Source organism: Amycolatopsis sp. NPDC003676 (assembly GCF_053587275.1).
This window is the reverse complement of sequence record NZ_JBSFNS010000048.1, coordinates 47563-62719: the sequence shown is the minus strand read 5'-3', so window position 1 is coordinate 62719 and position 15157 is coordinate 47563. Positions and strand designations below refer to the sequence as shown.

16 protein-coding genes are annotated in these 15157 nt (G+C 69.5%); 11 read left to right on the top strand and 5 right to left on the bottom strand.

The window, feature by feature from the left end:
- Nucleotides 1-58: 58 nt before the first annotated feature.
- The 4 genes from ACWDNU_RS25950 to ACWDNU_RS25935 all read right to left on the bottom strand — a co-directional run bounded on the left by ACWDNU_RS25950 (nt 59) and on the right by ACWDNU_RS25935 (nt 2762).
- The gene (locus tag ACWDNU_RS25950) at nt 59-289 is read right to left on the bottom strand and encodes an acyl carrier protein (RefSeq protein WP_370936466.1); all 231 of its coding nucleotides are present in this window, start codon (nt 287-289) and stop codon (nt 59-61) included.
- A 28-nt stretch (nt 290-317) separates the two neighbouring features.
- Nucleotides 318-1331, bottom strand: a complete 1014-nt coding sequence (locus tag ACWDNU_RS25945; RefSeq protein ID WP_449670796.1) for a beta-ketoacyl-ACP synthase III — start codon at nt 1329-1331, stop codon at nt 318-320.
- 634 nt (nt 1332-1965) lie between these two features.
- The gene (locus ACWDNU_RS25940) at nt 1966-2226 is read right to left on the bottom strand and encodes a hypothetical protein (RefSeq protein ID WP_449670795.1); all 261 of its coding nucleotides are present in this window, start codon (nt 2224-2226) and stop codon (nt 1966-1968) included.
- Nucleotides 2223-2762, bottom strand: a complete 540-nt coding sequence (locus ACWDNU_RS25935) for an RNA polymerase sigma factor (RefSeq protein ID WP_370936468.1) — start codon at nt 2760-2762, stop codon at nt 2223-2225. The genes ACWDNU_RS25940 and ACWDNU_RS25935 overlap by 4 nt, the downstream gene beginning before the upstream one ends.
- A gap of 449 nt (nt 2763-3211) precedes the next feature.
- Between ACWDNU_RS25935 and ACWDNU_RS25930 the strand changes: the two genes are divergently transcribed.
- From ACWDNU_RS25930 to ACWDNU_RS25880, 11 genes are all read left to right on the top strand, one after another.
- Nucleotides 3212-4027 carry a nitroreductase/quinone reductase family protein gene (locus tag ACWDNU_RS25930; protein ID WP_449670800.1) on the top strand — a complete coding sequence of 272 codons (816 nt, stop codon included), beginning with the start codon at nt 3212-3214 and terminating at the stop codon, nt 4025-4027.
- Nucleotides 4028-4630: 603 nt separating this feature from the next.
- Nucleotides 4631-6169, top strand: a complete 1539-nt coding sequence (locus ACWDNU_RS25925; RefSeq protein WP_449670794.1) for a sugar transferase — start codon at nt 4631-4633, stop codon at nt 6167-6169.
- Between the two features lie 156 nt (nt 6170-6325).
- Nucleotides 6326-6937 (top strand): malonic semialdehyde reductase, encoded by a 612-nt coding sequence (locus ACWDNU_RS25920; RefSeq protein ID WP_449670793.1) that lies wholly within the window; start codon nt 6326-6328, stop codon nt 6935-6937.
- A 155-nt stretch (nt 6938-7092) separates the two neighbouring features.
- Entirely contained in the window at nt 7093-9120 is a 2028-nt protein-coding gene (gene thrS / locus ACWDNU_RS25915) for a threonine--tRNA ligase (RefSeq protein WP_449670792.1), read from the top strand.
- Nucleotides 9117-9659 carry an HIT family protein gene (locus ACWDNU_RS25910; RefSeq protein WP_344277069.1) on the top strand — a complete coding sequence of 181 codons (543 nt, stop codon included), beginning with the start codon at nt 9117-9119 and terminating at the stop codon, nt 9657-9659. The genes thrS and ACWDNU_RS25910 overlap by 4 nt, the downstream gene beginning before the upstream one ends.
- Nucleotides 9660-9709: 50 nt before the next feature.
- Nucleotides 9710-10240 (top strand): MarR family winged helix-turn-helix transcriptional regulator, encoded by a 531-nt coding sequence (locus ACWDNU_RS25905; RefSeq protein ID WP_449670791.1) that lies wholly within the window; start codon nt 9710-9712, stop codon nt 10238-10240.
- A 100-nt stretch (nt 10241-10340) separates the two neighbouring features.
- On the top strand, nt 10341-10988 hold the full coding sequence (gene pgsA / locus ACWDNU_RS25900; protein ID WP_370936473.1) for a phosphatidylinositol phosphate synthase: 648 nt from the start codon (nt 10341-10343) through the stop codon (nt 10986-10988).
- Nucleotides 10985-11887: a phosphatidylinositol mannoside acyltransferase gene (locus ACWDNU_RS25895; protein WP_370936474.1), complete on the top strand. Its 903-nt coding sequence runs from the start codon at nt 10985-10987 to the stop codon at nt 11885-11887. Before pgsA ends, ACWDNU_RS25895 begins: the two co-directional genes overlap by 4 nt.
- 17 nt (nt 11888-11904) lie before the next feature.
- Nucleotides 11905-13047, top strand: a complete 1143-nt coding sequence (locus tag ACWDNU_RS25890) for a glycosyltransferase family 4 protein (RefSeq protein WP_449670799.1) — start codon at nt 11905-11907, stop codon at nt 13045-13047.
- Complete coding sequence (locus ACWDNU_RS25885; protein ID WP_370936475.1) at nt 13044-13529, top strand: LemA family protein; 486 nt, start codon at nt 13044-13046, stop codon at nt 13527-13529. The genes ACWDNU_RS25890 and ACWDNU_RS25885 overlap by 4 nt, the downstream gene beginning before the upstream one ends.
- Before the next feature lie 15 nt (nt 13530-13544).
- A complete protein-coding gene (locus tag ACWDNU_RS25880) occupies nt 13545-14057 on the top strand; it encodes an XdhC family protein (RefSeq protein ID WP_370936476.1) in 513 nt (170 codons plus the stop codon).
- Between the two features lie 10 nt (nt 14058-14067).
- Here ACWDNU_RS25880 and ACWDNU_RS25875 read toward each other — a convergent pair whose 3' ends face one another.
- Complete coding sequence (locus ACWDNU_RS25875; RefSeq protein ID WP_449670790.1) at nt 14068-15060, bottom strand: 5'-nucleotidase; 993 nt, start codon at nt 15058-15060, stop codon at nt 14068-14070.
- Between the last annotated feature and the right edge of the window lie 97 nt (nt 15061-15157).

Sequence of the window (15157 nt, the reverse complement as noted above, 5' to 3'; positions counted from 1 at the left end):
GGGCCCGCCCCGCGGATTTGCGGCGCCACGCGGTGGTGGGGCCGCCGACGTCGTCCCGTCAGATGAGCGCGACCCGGCTCTGGATCAAGCCGACCACTGCCTCGACGGTGCCCGCACTGTTCAGTTCGTCATCGGTGACCCGCGTGCCCCACTCGTCCTGAATGGCCATGGCCAGTTCGACGACATCGAGAGAGTCGAGCCCCAGTTCCTCCAGCGTCGCCTCCGGGACGATTTTCGCCGGGGCGATCTCGTACTTGCTCGTCATGATTTCTTTTATTTTGTCGTACATCGCGGAAACTCCTCCAGAAGGACAGCGGTCAACGCTTCGGCAGTGCGGTGATGTCGGGCCAGACGAGAGTGGTCGCTCCCCAGGCGAGCCCGCCGCCGAAGGCCGTGAGCAGCACCCGGTGGCCGGGCCGCAGGTCGCCGGCGGCGGCCGACTCGGTGAGCAGCAGAGGGATCGAGGCCGCGGCCGTGTTGCCGACCTCGGCGATATTGGCGAGGTGCCGTTCTGCCCCGATGCCGAGCCGGGCGCCCACTGCCGCGGAAATGCGGGCGTTGGCTTGGTGCGGCACGAACCGGTCGACGTCGGCGGCGGTCCAGCCTCGGTGCCGCAGCGCCGTGTCCGCGGCGGCGGTCATCCGTTCCACGGCGTGCCGGTATACCTCGCCGCCTTTCATCCGGAAATAGAAATCGGCGGGATCGGCGGGAACGCCGGTGGAGCGCTGGTGCGAGCCGCCGGCCGGAATCATGATCAGGTCGCCGTTCCCGCCGTCGCTCCCCAGCACGCACGGGGCGACGGCGCCCGGCTCGCCGGAATCGCCCGCGCGCAGGACGGCGGCCGCGGCGGCGTCCCCGAAAATAGCGCGGGTCGTGCGATCGTCCGGGTCAAGAATGGTCGAGTAGGTCTCAGCTCCGATCAGCAGCACCCGCTCGGCGACTCCGGACGCGATCAACCCGCTCGAGACGGCCAGCCCGTACACGAACCCGGAGCAGACGGCTGCGACGTCGAAGGCCGCGACGCCGGTCATGCCCAGCCGGGCCGCGACCGCGGGCGCGGTGGCGGGCAGGTGGTGGTCCGGGGTGCTGGTCACCACCACGACCGCGTCGATCCCGCCGTCGGGTGCGGCGCTGAGCGCCAGCTGGCCGGCATCGACCGCGAGATCGCTGGTGGCGACGTCCCGGCCGGCCCACCGGCGTGCGCCGACGCCGGTGCGGCTCCGGATCCACTCGTCGGAGGTGTCCATGCGGGCGGCGAGCTCGGCATTGGTCACCACGTTCGGCGGCAGCGAGGAACCCAGCCCTTCGAGGACGGCGACCCGGCCGGTCATGGCTGCCGCGGCTCATGAGCAGTGACAACGCTTCCTTGACGCCGGTGAACGGAAACTCCAGCCATCACCACTCTGATCTCCCCACAAAGGTCGCTTGGCACATCCCGTCGACGCCACAACGGCAGCCCGGGATGCTGAACGGCTTCTGACTCCGCGGCCGCGATACTGGCCATCCGTGCTGGATCCGCCGGAAAGCCGCGTTGTCCTCCCGGCGGACACGCGTGCGGCAAGTACGCACAGTTTGCGACTGACGCCCCATTCCCCGTCCCGCGACGGTTTTCCGCACCTCGACAGCCGACATCGGGCCCGGCGCGGCATCTGCCCGAATGGTTCAACGCTAGCCGTGGAATCGACGTGCGTTCCAGAACGTTCGACCGGTGATAACGGCGGGCTGAAAGGCGCCCCGAACGGGTAGCTGGTCGGGGCACAGCTGCTCAGCGGCGGTCATGGGCGGGCCCGTCGCCGGGACCTGATCGTGAAGTGCACCCGATGGCCGAGTTCCTGCGCTGAAACAGCGAGCCTGCGTCGTCTGTGCGGGATGCCAGTCCGCCCGCTCTTCGCCCCGGCGCACGAAGGCCAGGCCGTCTTCGCACCGGTCGGGAGCGGCCGCGGCTTGGCGGCCGCTCCCTTCCGATCAGCGCGCCCTAGCCGGTTCCAACCGGCAGACCCCGTCCTCGCAGGTCCGCTCCAACCGGCCCCGCGACAGGGTCTGCGCCAGCCCGATCGCCCAGCACGTCGGGCATCCCCGCAGGGCCAGCACGCCCAGTGGCAATGCGAGCAGGCTGATCCACCCGACGACCGGGGCCAGTGCGATCGCCGCGGCGATCAGGCCGAATCCGGCGAACCCGCGGGCGAGATGAACCGACAGGGACTTGCTGGCGTACGACGTGCTCATCGGCCTTCCTCCGGGAGATCCAGGCAAGCGCGGACGGCAGCGCGGGCGCGGTGCAGCCGCGACTTCATCGCCGCGGTGCTCAAGCCCAGCGACTTGGCGACGGTCTTGCCCGGCAGTCCCTGGATGTCGCGCATGATCAGCACGCCGCGCTGGTCGTCGGGCAGCGACGCGATGGCGGCGGACAGGCGTTCGACCTCCAGCCTGCTCAGCACGTCGTCCTCGGCGGACGGGCCCGCGGTGTCCGGGATTGGTTCGTCGCGTTGCACCAAGGCCCGCGCCCGGCGCAGGCATTCGTTGCGCACGATGCGGAACATCCACGACGCGAGCGCGGCCGTCGCGCGCAGGGTTCCGATCTTGCGGAACAGGACGATCATCGCCTCCTGCGCCGCGTCCTCGGCGTCCTGGCTGCTCGCGCACAACGAGAACGCGAACCGCCGGACGTGCGGGTACGCGCCGGAGACCAGCACGGCGATCGACGCCTCGTCGCCGCGCTGCGCCGCCAGGACGAGCTGGTCGGCCGGCCACGACTCAGCCACGCTTCGACCTGCCGCGCGCTCGCAGGAAGACCACGCAGCTGCACACCAGAACCGCCACGACCACTGCCGCGACAATGACTACGGTCATCGAACCTCCTTCGACGCGTCGGCCTTGTGGCCGCACATCCATAAGAGCGATCGGCCCGGCGAAAGGATTCAGCCCCGCGAAGATCGGCGGCTGTGCTAACTTAGCCGTGCGCCCCGTATGGGCCTACGCATGGAGGTAGCGGCTAACCAGCCAGCACAGAGACCGGGCTCTCCGTCTCTCGCAGTTCCGCGGATCCGTCAGCCGGATCGCTGCGCCATGCCTGTGCCCGCGGGGTCTTTTCGCGTCCTGTCCTGTGCTCGATGCCTCCTTTCCGGAAACAACCGAAAGGAATTGTGTGAGCAACGATTTTCACCGCCGGCTGATTGCCGAGTTCCGCGCGAATCGCGGTGCGTTGAGCGGCATGTTCGAGGGGTGGTCCCTGGCGGTGCTGACGACGACCGGCGCGAAGAGCGGCCTGAACCGGGAGGTGCTGCTCGGCTACCTGCAGATCGACGGCAACGGCGTGGTCGTCGCGTCGGCGAACGGGGCGGACCGGAATCCCGCCTGGTACCACAACATTCGGCGGAATCCGAGGGTGACCGTCGAGACCGGCAGCGAGACGTATCAGGCGATGGCGGCTATTCCGCGGGGAGCCGCGTACGGGAAGCTTTTCGCGCAAGTGGTCGCCGAGGCTCCGGGATACGGCGAATATCAGGCGAAGACGACCCGAGAGATTCCGGTGGTCGTATTGCATCGGATCGACGAGCGCGTCAAAGGCATGGGGGATTGGCTCGTCGAAGTGCACCAATGGTTCCGCAACGAGTTGCGGACGCTGCGCGAGCAGGCGGACAACCTGGCCAACGGCAGCGCGACGGCGATCGTCCGGCCGAAACCGGACTTGGCTCAGGAGATGCGGACGCACTGTCTCAGCTTCTGCGCCGCGCTGCGCCGTCATCACGTCGGCGAGGACTCGGTGGTGTTCCCCTCGCTGGCCGAGCAGTTCCCGGCGCTCGCCCCGGCGATCGCGCAGCTCGCCGAGCAGCATCACGTGGTGGCGCGGCTCCAGGTATCGATCCGGGAACTGGTCGACGGCTTCGTCCCGGGCGAATCCGACCCGGAGAAGCTGCGGACCGAGCTGGAGCGCCTCGTCGGCGAACTGGAGGCGCACTTCGACTTCGAGGAGCGGGCCGTGGTGACCGCGCTCAACGCGACGGCCGCGGCGCCGCCGACGGCCTGAGCGAAGACCTGCGCTTTTCGAGTGTCCAGTGTGGACCCGGCCCCGCCGCGAAGGCGGGTTCCGGGCTAATCCGGGAGAAATGTGCGGCGGGGGTCCGCGACGCGGCCGGGAGCGCGTCGAGAATGGTTCAGACCACCCAGATGGTCGAAGACGGGACGTCCTGCGCATTTCGGAGCGGATCGCATTGGGGGCAAAGGAAATCGGCGAGTCGGCGCAGAGCTTGTGCCCGAACGGCGGTTGGGGCGGGTTCGCCCGCGGCCGGTGACCCGCGCGGGGGAGCTGAAACGGCTGCGGGCCCGCTGGGCCGTTCGGTGTAGGTAGTGGGAAACTTGACTACTGGGGGTAATTTCCGTTGCCGAGTCAGCGTGACCCATCGTGACATTCCCGTTATCTTCCCGGTGCTTCCTGACAGGGAAGACTCGCAGGCTGTGGCTGGAAAATCTCTGTAACGCCGCCCGCTGACCACCCGATACCTTGGCGAGTGTCACACCTTCGGCGGCAGTGGGCCGAACCGTCTCATGATCACTGATTGTGATTGACGGTCCTGACTCAGTGTGCCGGTGGCGATCAGGTCCGGGGAGCTTGCGTAGCGCGGGAGGACTGATGGAAGAACCGGTGCGGCCATGGCCCGCGGACGGCGTTTCGCTGCCGCAGGTCGACCTTCGGGCGGTCCCCGCACCGCCGGTCGACGTGGCGGCCCGTACTGCCGACGACCGGCTCGACCCGGCGACGGTGTGCCCGGCGGAAGGGGATCCGCCGAAAACGCACGCCGCGGAATGGGAGAAACGGTACCGCCGGACCGTGATCGCGTCGGATCTCGTCGCGGCCTGCGCGGTGATCGCGATCAGCGCGTTCATCATCGACCGCGTCGCTCCGCACGACATGCACGCGTTCGGCACCGCGTTCGCGATCCTGTGCGCCCTTCCGGTCAGCCGGGCCTGGAGCGCTCGGGTGCTGGGGGAGGGCCCGGAGGAGTACCGGACGCTGGGCCGGGCGCTGATCACCGCGGCCGTGCTGGTCGCATTCGGCGGACTGTTGTTCGGTGCGCTCGAAGTGCAGCCCTGGGTGTTTTTCGTAGTCCCCGCTGTCGCATTAGTGCTGTTTCCCCAGCGATATGTGCTCCGGCAGATTCTGCACCGGAGACGGCGGCACGGGCTGTGCCTGCTGCCGGTGATGGCGGCGGGCGACGCCGAGACCGTCGCCGACCTCATCAAGCGGACCCGGACCGAAGCGCACGTCGGGTGGCGGGTCGAAGCGGTCTGCACGTCCACCGGGCACGGCGAGATCGAGGGCGTTCCGGTCGTCGGGCGGCTCGAAGAGCTTTCCCGGCATGTGCGCCGCGGCGGATACCGGGTCGTCGCGATCACGGCCGACCAGTACTGGAATCCGGAGCGGCTGCAGCGGCTCGCCTGGGATCTCGAAGGCACGTCGTCGGAAATGGTCGTCGCGCCGATGCTGATGGAGGTCGCCGGGCCGCGGCTGAACGTCAGCGGAGTGCTGGGCATGCCGCTGCTGCGGGTCACCGCGCCCGCGTTCACCGGCGGACGCCGTTTCGTCAAGGAGGTCGTCGACCGCTGCGGCGCGGCGTTGCTGCTCGCGCTGTTCTCGCCGCTGCTGCTGGCGATCGCGGTAGCGGTGAAGGCGGGCGACCGCGGTCCGGTGATCTACCGGCAGCGGCGCATCGGCAAGGACGGCGAAGCCTTCACGATGCTCAAATTCCGCACCATGGTCGTGAACGCGCACCTGATCCGGCACGACCTGGAGACGGCGAACGAAGGCGCGGGACCGCTGTTCAAGATGAAGAAGGACCCGCGCGTCACGAAGGTCGGCGGGCTGCTGCGCCGGTACTCGCTGGACGAACTGCCGCAGCTGTTCAACGTCGTCGCCGGACGGATGTCGTTGGTCGGACCGCGGCCGCCGCTGCCGGAGGAGACGGCGACGTACGCCCCGGCCGCGCGCCGCAGGCTGCTGGTGAAGCCTGGGCTGACCGGGCTGTGGCAGGTGAGCGGGCGCAGCGATCTGTCGTGGGAGGAGAGCATCCGGCTCGACCTCCGCTACGTCGAGGACTGGTCGCTCGCTCTCGATCTGGTGATCCTCTGGAAGACCTTCCGCGCCGTGCTGGCCGGGCAGGGCGCCTACTGACCTGCACGGATTCCGCTGACGACGGCCGCCGGTCCATCAGGGCCGGCGGCCGTCGTCCGTGCGCTGAGTCACAACCGCGCCGGACGAGAAATAGTCAAGCGTTCAACCATGTTGGTGCCGTGCGTAGGCGACAGCACGGGAAGGAACGCCGAACCGATGACTACTTTCGCAGAGTCCCAGCAGCTGCAGGTGCCCGCCGAGGTGCAGGACCTGCTGTTCCGCGAAGCGCGCACGGCCAACAACTTCAGCTCGGAGCCGGTGACCGACGAGCAGGTCCGCGCGATCTACGACCTCGTCAAGTGGGCCCCGACCTCGATGAACACCCAGCCGCTGCGCGCGCTGGTGATCCGCAGCGACGAGGCGAAGCAGCGCCTGCTGCCGCACATGGCCGAGGGCAACCGCGCCAAGACCGAGGCCGCGCCGCTGACCGTCATCCTGGCCGCGGACGTGGACTTCCACGAGAACATCCCGCAGATCTTCCCGCACAACCCCGGCGTGAAGGACAACTTCGCCGACGAGTCCGGCCGCGTCGAGTTCTCCAAGCTGAACTCGCTGCTGCAGGTCGGCTACTTCATCATCGGCGTGCGCGCCGCCGGACTGGCCGCGGGCCCGATGACCGGCTTCGACGCCGCTGGCGTGGACAAGGAGTTCTTCTCCGGCAACAACTGGCGCTCGCTCGTCGTGGTGAACGTCGGCAAGCCGGGCGAGAACCCGTGGTTCGACCGCCTGCCGCGGCTCGACTTCGACCAGGTCGTCGACACGCTCTGACCCTTCTTTCGCCGCCGGAAGGCCGCCCCGCATGCCAGGGGCGGCCTTCCGGCGTCCGCGGGCAGTGTTGGCTGACGGCGGTCGAATCGGGTTTGTCGCCGCCGACTAGCATCATCGGAAGCCGTTTCAGTCACTTCTCCCGAAGGAGCCCGATCGTGTCCCAACCGTCGTCAGTAGCCGCCGTACCCGCCCCGCGCGTGGTGGTGCCGGCGGGCACTACGGCGGGCGCCGCGGTGCGCGAAGCCGGGCTGCCCACCAAGGGCCCGGACACGATCGTCGTCGTCCGCGACGCCGACGGGAAACTGCGCGACCTCGCGTGGGCCCCGGAAGCCGAGGTCTCGGTCGAAGCGGTCGCGGCGAACACCGAGGACGGCCGCAGCGTGATCCGGCACTCCGCCGCGCACGTGCTCGCCCAGGCCGTGCAGCAGGAATTCCCGGAGGCCAAGCTCGGCATCGGCCCGCCGGTGCGCGACGGTTTCTACTACGACTTCGCCGTCGAAAAGCCGTTCACGCCCGAGGATCTGCAGAAGCTCGAGAAGCGGATGAAGCAGATCGTCAAGGGCGCGCAGCAGTTCTCGCGCCGCGTCTTCGCCTCGACTGACGAGGCGAAGGAAGAGCTGAAAAACGAGCCGTTCAAGCTCGAACTGGTGGACATCAAGTCCGATGTGGACACCACCGAGGTGATGGAGGTGGGCGGCGGAGAGCTGACTATCTACGACAACCTCGACCCGCGCACCAAGGAACGCGTGTGGAGCGACCTCTGCCGCGGCCCGCACGTGCCCACCACCAAGTTCATCCCGGCCTTCAAGCTCACCCGCGTGGCCGCGGCGTACTGGCGCGGCAACGAGAAAAACCCGCAGCTGCAACGGATCTACGGCACCGCGTGGGAATCGGCCGAGGCGCAGGACGCCCACCTCGAGCGCATCGCCGAGGCGGAGCGCCGCGACCACCGCAAGCTCGGCGCGGAGCTGGACCTGTTCTCCTTCCCCGAGGAGATCGGCTCCGGGCTGCCGGTGTTCCACCCCAAGGGCGGCATCATCCGCCGCGAGCTGGAGAACTACTCGCGCCGCAGGCACGAGGAGGCCGGCTACGAGTTCGTGAACACGCCGCACATCTCCAAGGGCGACCTGTTCCACACCTCCGGGCACCTGCCGTACTACGCGGACACCATGTTCCCGCCGGTGCAGTTCGAGGAAGAGGACTACTACCTCAAGGCCATGAACTGCCCGATGCACAACCTGATCTTCCGCTCGCGCGGGCGGTCCTACCGCGAACTGCCGCTGCGGCTGTTCGAATTCGGCACCGTCTACCGCTACGAGAAGTCCGGCGTCGTGCACGGCCTCACCCGCGTGCGCGGCCTGACGATGGACGACTCGCACATCTACTGCACCAAGGAGCAGATGCCGTCCGAGCTGCGGTCGCTGCTCAAGTTCGTGCTGGACCTGCTGGCCGACTACGGCCTGTCCGACTTCTACCTCGAACTGTCCACCCGCGGGGACTCGGACAAGTTCATCGGCGAGGACTGGGAGTGGGAGGAGGCCACCGAGACGCTGCGCCAGGCCGCCGTCGACTCCGGGCTCGAACTGGTGCCGGACCCGGGCGGCGCGGCCTTCTACGGCCCGAAGATCTCGGTGCAGGCGAAGGACGCCATCGGCCGCACCTGGCAGATGTCGACCATCCAGCTGGACTTCAACCAGAACAAGCGCTTCGGCCTGGAGTACACCGCGTCCGACGGCAGCCGCCAGCGGCCGATCATGATCCACCGCGCGCTGTTCGGGTCGATTGAGCGGTTCTTCGGCGTGCTGACCGAGCACTACGCGGGCGCGTTCCCGGCGTGGCTGTCGCCGGTGCAGACGGTCGCCATCCCGATCACCGCCGACCAGGTCGAGTACCTGCGCGGCGTGGAGAAGGCGTTGCGCGCCAAGGGGATCCGCGTCGAGGTCGACGCGAGCGACGACCGGATGCAGAAGAAGATCCGCACGCACACCACGCAGAAGGTGCCGTTCCTGCTGCTGGCCGGCGCGAAGGACGCGGAGGCGGGCGCGGTGTCGTTCCGGTTCCGCGACGGCGGCCAGATCAACGGCGTCCCGGTGGAGCAGGCCGTCGAGGCGATCGCCGAATGGGTCGCCCGCCGGGAGAACGCGTCGCCGTCGGCCGAGGCCGTGGAGAAGATCCTGAAGTGACCGAGCCGGAACTCGTCGAACAGGACGGGGTCGGGGTCCCGGACGCGCTGCAGCGGCTGTGGACCCCGCACCGGATGGCCTACATCCGCGGCCAGGACAAGCCGGACGGCGACGAGTCCGACGGCTGCCCGTTCTGCCGCCTGCCCGGGCTCGGCGACGACAAGCGCGCGCTGATCGTGGCCCGCGGCGAGACCGTGTTCGCGGTGCTGAACCTGTACCCGTACAACCCGGGCCACCTGATGGTGGTCCCGTACCGGCACGTCGCGGACTACCCGGACCTCACGCCCGAGGAGACGCGCGAGCTGGCGGAGTTCACGCAGCACGCGATGGGCGTGATCCGGGCGGTGTCGGCGGCGCACGGGTTCAACATCGGGATGAACCAGGGCGTGATCGCCGGGGCGGGCATCGCCGCGCACCTGCACCAGCACCTGGTGCCGCGCTGGGGCGGCGACGCGAACTTCATGCCGGTGATCGGGCACACCAAGGTGCTGCCGCAGCTGCTCGGCGAAACCCGCGACCTGCTCGCGGGCGCGTGGTGAGGCCCGTCGCGCGGCGGTAATTGAGTGCTCAACCAGCGTATGATGACGATATGTCCGAACCACGCTGGCTGAACGACGAAGAGCAGCGGGTCTGGCGCTCCTACGCCCAGGCCAGCTCGCTGCTGCACGCCCACCTCGAAGGACAGCTGCAGCACGAGTCGGGCATGCCGCACACGTACTACGAGGTGCTCGTCGCGCTGTCCGAAGCGGACGGACGGCGGCTGCGGATGAGCGAACTCGCGTCGGTGCGCGGTTCGTCGCGCAGCCGGCTCTCGCACGCGGTGGCGCGGCTGGAGGCCAAGGGCTGGGTCCAGCGCGAGTCGTGCCCCACGGACAAGCGCGGGTCGTGGGCGGTGCTCACCGAGGCTGGGTTCGCCGCTTTGAAGGAGGCCGCGCCCGGGCACGTCGAGGCGGTCCGGGAGACGCTGTTCGACCAGTTGAGCGCCGAGCAGGTGCGCCAGCTCGGCGAGATTTCCGAGGCGATCCTGGCCGGGCTGCGGCCCAAGTGCCAGGCGGTCCGGGAAGCCGAAGAGGCCGCGGAATTCGCCGCGCCGGTCGTCGAACTGCCGAAATCCGGCTGACGTTCCGGCGGGTCGCGGGCGGGCACGTCCGGTCCGGTGAGCGGGGTCGATAGGCTTTCGTCGCCCACCCGCCCCCGAATCAGGTGCACAGACGAGGAAGATGCTCAACATTTTCGCCCGTGCCTCGGTCTCCCGCGTGACGGACCCGATCGGCGCCACCCTGGTCCGCGCCGGACTGACCCCGAACGCGATGACCGTGCTCGGCACCGCGGGCGCCGTCGCGTGCGCACTGGTTTTCTTCCCGCAGGGCATGCTGCTGTGGGGCACGTTCACCGTGTGGGGCTTCGCGATGCTCGACCTGCTCGACGGCGCGATGGCCCGCGCCCGCGGGTACGGCACGCCGTTCGGCGCGGTGCTCGACGCGACCTGCGACCGGCTGGTCGACGGCGCGCTGTTCGCCGCGATCGCGTGGTGGTGCTTCGTGCAGGACCACAACAACCGGGCCGCGGCCGCCGCGCTGATCTGTCTCGTGCTGGCCCAGGTCATTTCCTACGTGAAGGCGCGCGCCGAAGCGTCCGGTCTCGAAGCCGACGGCGGGCTGGTGGAACGCGCGGAGCGGCTCATCATCGCCCTGGTCGGCACCGGGCTGCACGGCTTGGGCGTGCCTTACACCGTCGAGATCACACTGTGGCTGCTCGCCGTGCTGTCGGTGATCACGCTGCTGCAGCGGGCCGCGGCGGTGGCTAGCGCCGCGCGGGCGGCCGCGGCGAAACAGGCCGACTCATCGGCGGGCGGGGCGCAACCGTGAGCACACTGTCCCAGCGACTCAGCGAGTTCGGCTACGCGACGGGCTGGCGGCTCACGCGGCGGCTGCCGGAGTCGTTCGGGTCGGCGACGTTCGCCTTCGGCGCCGACATGGCGGCCCGGCGCGGCGGCGGGGGAGTGCGGCAGCTGCGCGCGAACCTCGCCCGTGTCGTGCCGCAGGCTGGGGAAGCGGAGCTGGACGAGCTGGTCCGGCGCGCGATGCGGTCGTACGCGCGGTACTGGTTCGAGACGTTCCGGCTCCCGGCGATGGACCACGCGGCGGTCGCGAAGCAGGTGACGGTGACTGGCGCGGAGAACATCGACGCGGCGCTCGCCGAGGGCAACGGCGCGGTGATGACGCTGCCGCACAGCGGGAACTGGGACATCGCGGGCGTCTGGCTCGCCAGCTACGCGGGCACCTTCACCACCGTCGCGGAGCGGCTCAAGCCCGAATCGCTGTACCGCCGGTTCGTGGAGTTCCGGGAATCGCTCGGCTTCGAGATCGTGCCGCTGACCGGCGACAGCGCGGCCATGCGGCTGCTGCTGCGGCGGCTGCGCGAGAACAAGGTGGTGGTCCTGCTGGGGGACCGGGACCTGACGTCGTCCGGGATCCCGGTGCGGTTCTTCGGCGAGCAGACGCACCTGCCGCCCGGCCCGGCGCGGCTCGCCGCGACCACCGGCGCCGCGCTGCTGCCGACCGGCTGCTGGTTCACCGAGGACGGCTGGGAGATCCGGATCCACCCGCGCATCCGCGTCACCGCGCGGGCCGAGGTGCCCGCCGCGACCCAGGCCCTGGCCGACGTGTTCGCCGGCGACATCGCCGCGCATCCGGCCGACTGGCACATGCTGCAGCCGTTCTGGCCCGCCGACGCGGCCGCGACGGCGCTGGAAGAAGCGAGCTGACCCGGGTGGCGCGCGGGTTGAAGATCGGGATCGTGTGCCCGTATTCGTTCGACGTTCCCGGCGGGGTCCAGGGGCACGTGATCGACTTGGCGCGGGCGCTGCTCGAACGCGGGCACCAGGTGTCGGTGCTGGCCCCGGCGGACGAGGACGCGCAGCTGCCGGATTTCGTGCACCCGGCGGGCAAAGCGCTGGGGATCCCGTACAACGGCTCGGTCGCGCGGCTGCAGTTCGGGCCGGTTTCCTACGCCCGGGTGCGACGGTGGATCCGGGACAACGGCTTCGACGTGCTGCACCTGCACGAACCGGCCGCGCCGAGCCTGTCGCTGCTGGCGCTGAAGGTCGCGGACGGGCCGATCGTGGCCACCTTCCACACCGCGACGACGCGCTCGCGGACGCTGGCGGCGTTCCAGCCGGTGCTGCGTCCGCTGCTGGAGAAGATCACCGCGCGGATCGCGGTGTCCGCGCTGGCCAGGCGGGTGCAGGTGGAGCACGCGGGCGGCGACGCGGTCGAGATCCCGAACGGCGTCGATGTCGAGTTCTTTTCCCGGGCGTTGCCGCTGGACGGCTACCCGCGCGCGGGCGGGACGATCGGGTTCGTCGGGCGGTTCACCGAACCGCGCAAAGGCATGGACGTGCTACTGGAGGCCGCGCGTCGGCTGCTGCCGGAGTTCGAAGACCTGCGGCTGCTCGTGGTCGGCCGCGGCGAGCCGGAGCAGCTGCGGCGGATGGCGGGGCCGCAGCTGTGGCCGCACATCGAGCTGCTGGGCCAGGTCGACGACGAGACGAAGGCGCGGGCGCTGCGCAGCGTGGACGTCTACTGCGCGCCGAATACCGGCGGCGAGAGCTTCGGGATGATCCTGACCGAGGCGATGGCCGCGGGCACTCCGGTGCTGGCCAGCGGTCTCGACTCGTTCCGCCGCGTGCTCGACGACGGCCACGCCGGAATGCTCACCACGACCGGCGACCCGGCGTCTCTGGCGGACGGCCTGCGCGAACTGCTGGGCGACCCGGCGCGCCGGGCGTCGCTCGCGGCCGCGGCGGGCGAACGGGTGACGGCGTACGACTGGGCGGTCGTGGTCACTCAGGTGCTGCGGGTGTACGAAACGGCCATCGCGGCGGATCCCCGGCTGGTCGCGGCGGGGGAGCGGGAGCTCGCGTGACGGTGCTGGTGTGGCTGCTCGTGGCGGCGGCCGCGGTCGTGGTGCTCGGCGGGCTGTTCCTGGTGGCGACCGCGAACCGCCTCGACCGCTTGCACGTCCGGACCGACGCCGGCTGGGCTGCCTTGGAGGCTGCTCTCGCGCGGCGGGCCGTGGTAGCGCGAGCGGTCGCTGCCGTACTGCACGACGGTGCCGACCTGCACGCCGCAGCCGCGCGAGCGGAGGGCGCCACGCGGCCGGACCGCGAGGCCGCCGAGAACGAGTTGACGCTGGTCCTGGCCCCGATCGACCGGTCCCGGCTGCCGGTGGTGCTCGCCGAGGAGTTAACGGACGCCGAACACCGGGTCGTCATCGCCCGCCGAGTGCACAACGACGCGGTGCGGGACACGCTGGCGCTGCGGCGCCGCCGGAAGGTGCGGTACTTCAAGCTGGCCGGGACCGCGCCGCTGCCGGAGTACTTCGAATTCGCCGAACCGGACCTCTGAGGCAGACTGAGGCGCATGACGACCGAACCCGATGCCTGCGCCGTCGCACACGGCGAGGTCGAAGAGGCCCCCGCCGAACGGACTTTGGTGGCGGTGTTCGCCTCGCCGGTGGCCCGGTACCTGCTCCGCTATGCGGCCGATTTGGGTTACCACGCCGTGCTTTTCGAGCCGGACGAGGCGCGGGCGAGCGATGCTCCCGAGGGCGTCGAGGTCCGCACGACCGCGCCCTCCCCGGGGCCGGACGCCGACGTCGTGGTGACTGATCATCACCGGCCGGAGCTTGGGGCGGTCCTGCAGGCCGCACTGGCGGTGCCGACTCGGTGGGTGGGCGTGCTGGGCAATCCTCGGCATCCGGGCCCGCATCTCGAGGCGCTGCGCGCGCTGGGCGTGGCGGAGCCGGACATCGCGCGGGTGCACCGGCCGGTGGGGCTGAACATCGGTTCGCGGACTCCGGCGGAGATCGCGGTGGCGACGCTGGCGGGGTTGGTGGCGGACCGGAACGGGCGGCCGGGCGGGTTCGAATTCTGATCCGGTCGGGTCAGGGCTGCTCGTTCACGACGCCGAAGGGGATGTGCACGCTCGGTACCCGGGTGGTCGTGCTCAGGTGTTTGATCTGATCGTCGAAGAACACGTGCGGCTTCAGCACATCGATGACCGTGCGCTTCTCGATTCCGCCGAGGAAGAACGCTTCGTTCACCGTGGCGCCCCACTCCTTGATACTGGTGACTGCCCGCTCATGGGACGGTGCGTTTCGTGCCGTGACGAGGGAAATGCGAAGGCGTCTCTGGTAATCGGGGTCGTCCTTGAGGCGCTTCCGTTCGAGTTCTTGGAGCCGGTTTAGGCCAGCGAGGAAATCCTTGAGTGGTCCGGGCGAATGCGGTGTCACGGCATTGGCGGTTTCGTAGCTGTGGAACTCCTGGAGAGTGCCGTTCTGCATGACCTGCTCCGCCTTGTCGTCGGCCAGCACGCCGTCGAAGTCGAACGCGACCCGCAGTTCGTCGTCCTGGTCGTCCACGAACGAGGATTCCAGCACCCGCCCTGCGGGGAGATTTTGGCTGAGGGCCTCTCGGACGTCTTTTTCGTTGGCTGAGAGGAAAAGCGACATGTTGAGCGCCTGCATGTAGATGTATGGAGACCGGCCCTGAGTGAAAATCGCGCGGGTGATCGGCAACCCGTGGTGCTGGATCGACCGCATCACCCGAAGCCCGGTGTCCGGGTCGTTGCGGGAGAGGACGATGACCTCGACCGGAGGGTCGTTTTCGTCCGCGAGGTCGTTCAGTGACAACAGGCGTCGGATGAAGGGAAAAGCGTTGCCTGGGTCCAGAGGGTCGCCGAGTTTGCCCTCTTGGTATGTCCGGTACCCGTCTTCGCCCTGAGTCTCGAAGACCGCGTGCGATTCCCGAAGATCGAACAGGGCGCTGGACGCAACACCCAGGACAAGCCGACCGGTCAGTTCGTAAGACATTGGGATCCGCCCCTCTTCGCGGCTCGACATTGCCGTCGAGCTTTCATCGAGAAGGTCGCGGACCATCCGGCGAGTGTTGCTCTCTGTGACTGACAGAAATCCGATCCGCCGCCGGGTCGTGACCCGGAACCCAGGGGAGGCGGACCGCAGCCCGCCTCCCCGC

Excerpts from the sequence above, each read along its gene's own strand:
- ACWDNU_RS25950 (WP_370936466.1), bottom strand. The coding sequence starts at position 289 with ATGTACGACAAAATAAAAGAAATCATGACGAGCAAGTACGAGATCGCC.
- ACWDNU_RS25945 (WP_449670796.1), bottom strand. The coding sequence starts at position 1,331 with ATGACCGGCCGGGTCGCCGTCCTCGAAGGGCTGGGTTCCTCGCTGCCG.
- ACWDNU_RS25940 (WP_449670795.1), bottom strand. The coding sequence starts at position 2,226 with ATGAGCACGTCGTACGCCAGCAAGTCCCTGTCGGTTCATCTCGCCCGC.
- ACWDNU_RS25930 (WP_449670800.1), top strand. The coding sequence starts at position 3,212 with ATGTTCGAGGGGTGGTCCCTGGCGGTGCTGACGACGACCGGCGCGAAG.
- ACWDNU_RS25925 (WP_449670794.1), top strand. The coding sequence starts at position 4,631 with ATGGAAGAACCGGTGCGGCCATGGCCCGCGGACGGCGTTTCGCTGCCG.
- ACWDNU_RS25920 (WP_449670793.1), top strand. The coding sequence starts at position 6,326 with ATGACTACTTTCGCAGAGTCCCAGCAGCTGCAGGTGCCCGCCGAGGTG.
- ACWDNU_RS25905 (WP_449670791.1), top strand. The coding sequence starts at position 9,710 with ATGTCCGAACCACGCTGGCTGAACGACGAAGAGCAGCGGGTCTGGCGC.
- pgsA (WP_370936473.1), top strand. The coding sequence starts at position 10,341 with ATGCTCAACATTTTCGCCCGTGCCTCGGTCTCCCGCGTGACGGACCCG.
- ACWDNU_RS25880 (WP_370936476.1), top strand. The coding sequence starts at position 13,545 with ATGACGACCGAACCCGATGCCTGCGCCGTCGCACACGGCGAGGTCGAA.
- ACWDNU_RS25875 (WP_449670790.1), bottom strand. The coding sequence starts at position 15,060 with ATGGTCCGCGACCTTCTCGATGAAAGCTCGACGGCAATGTCGAGCCGC.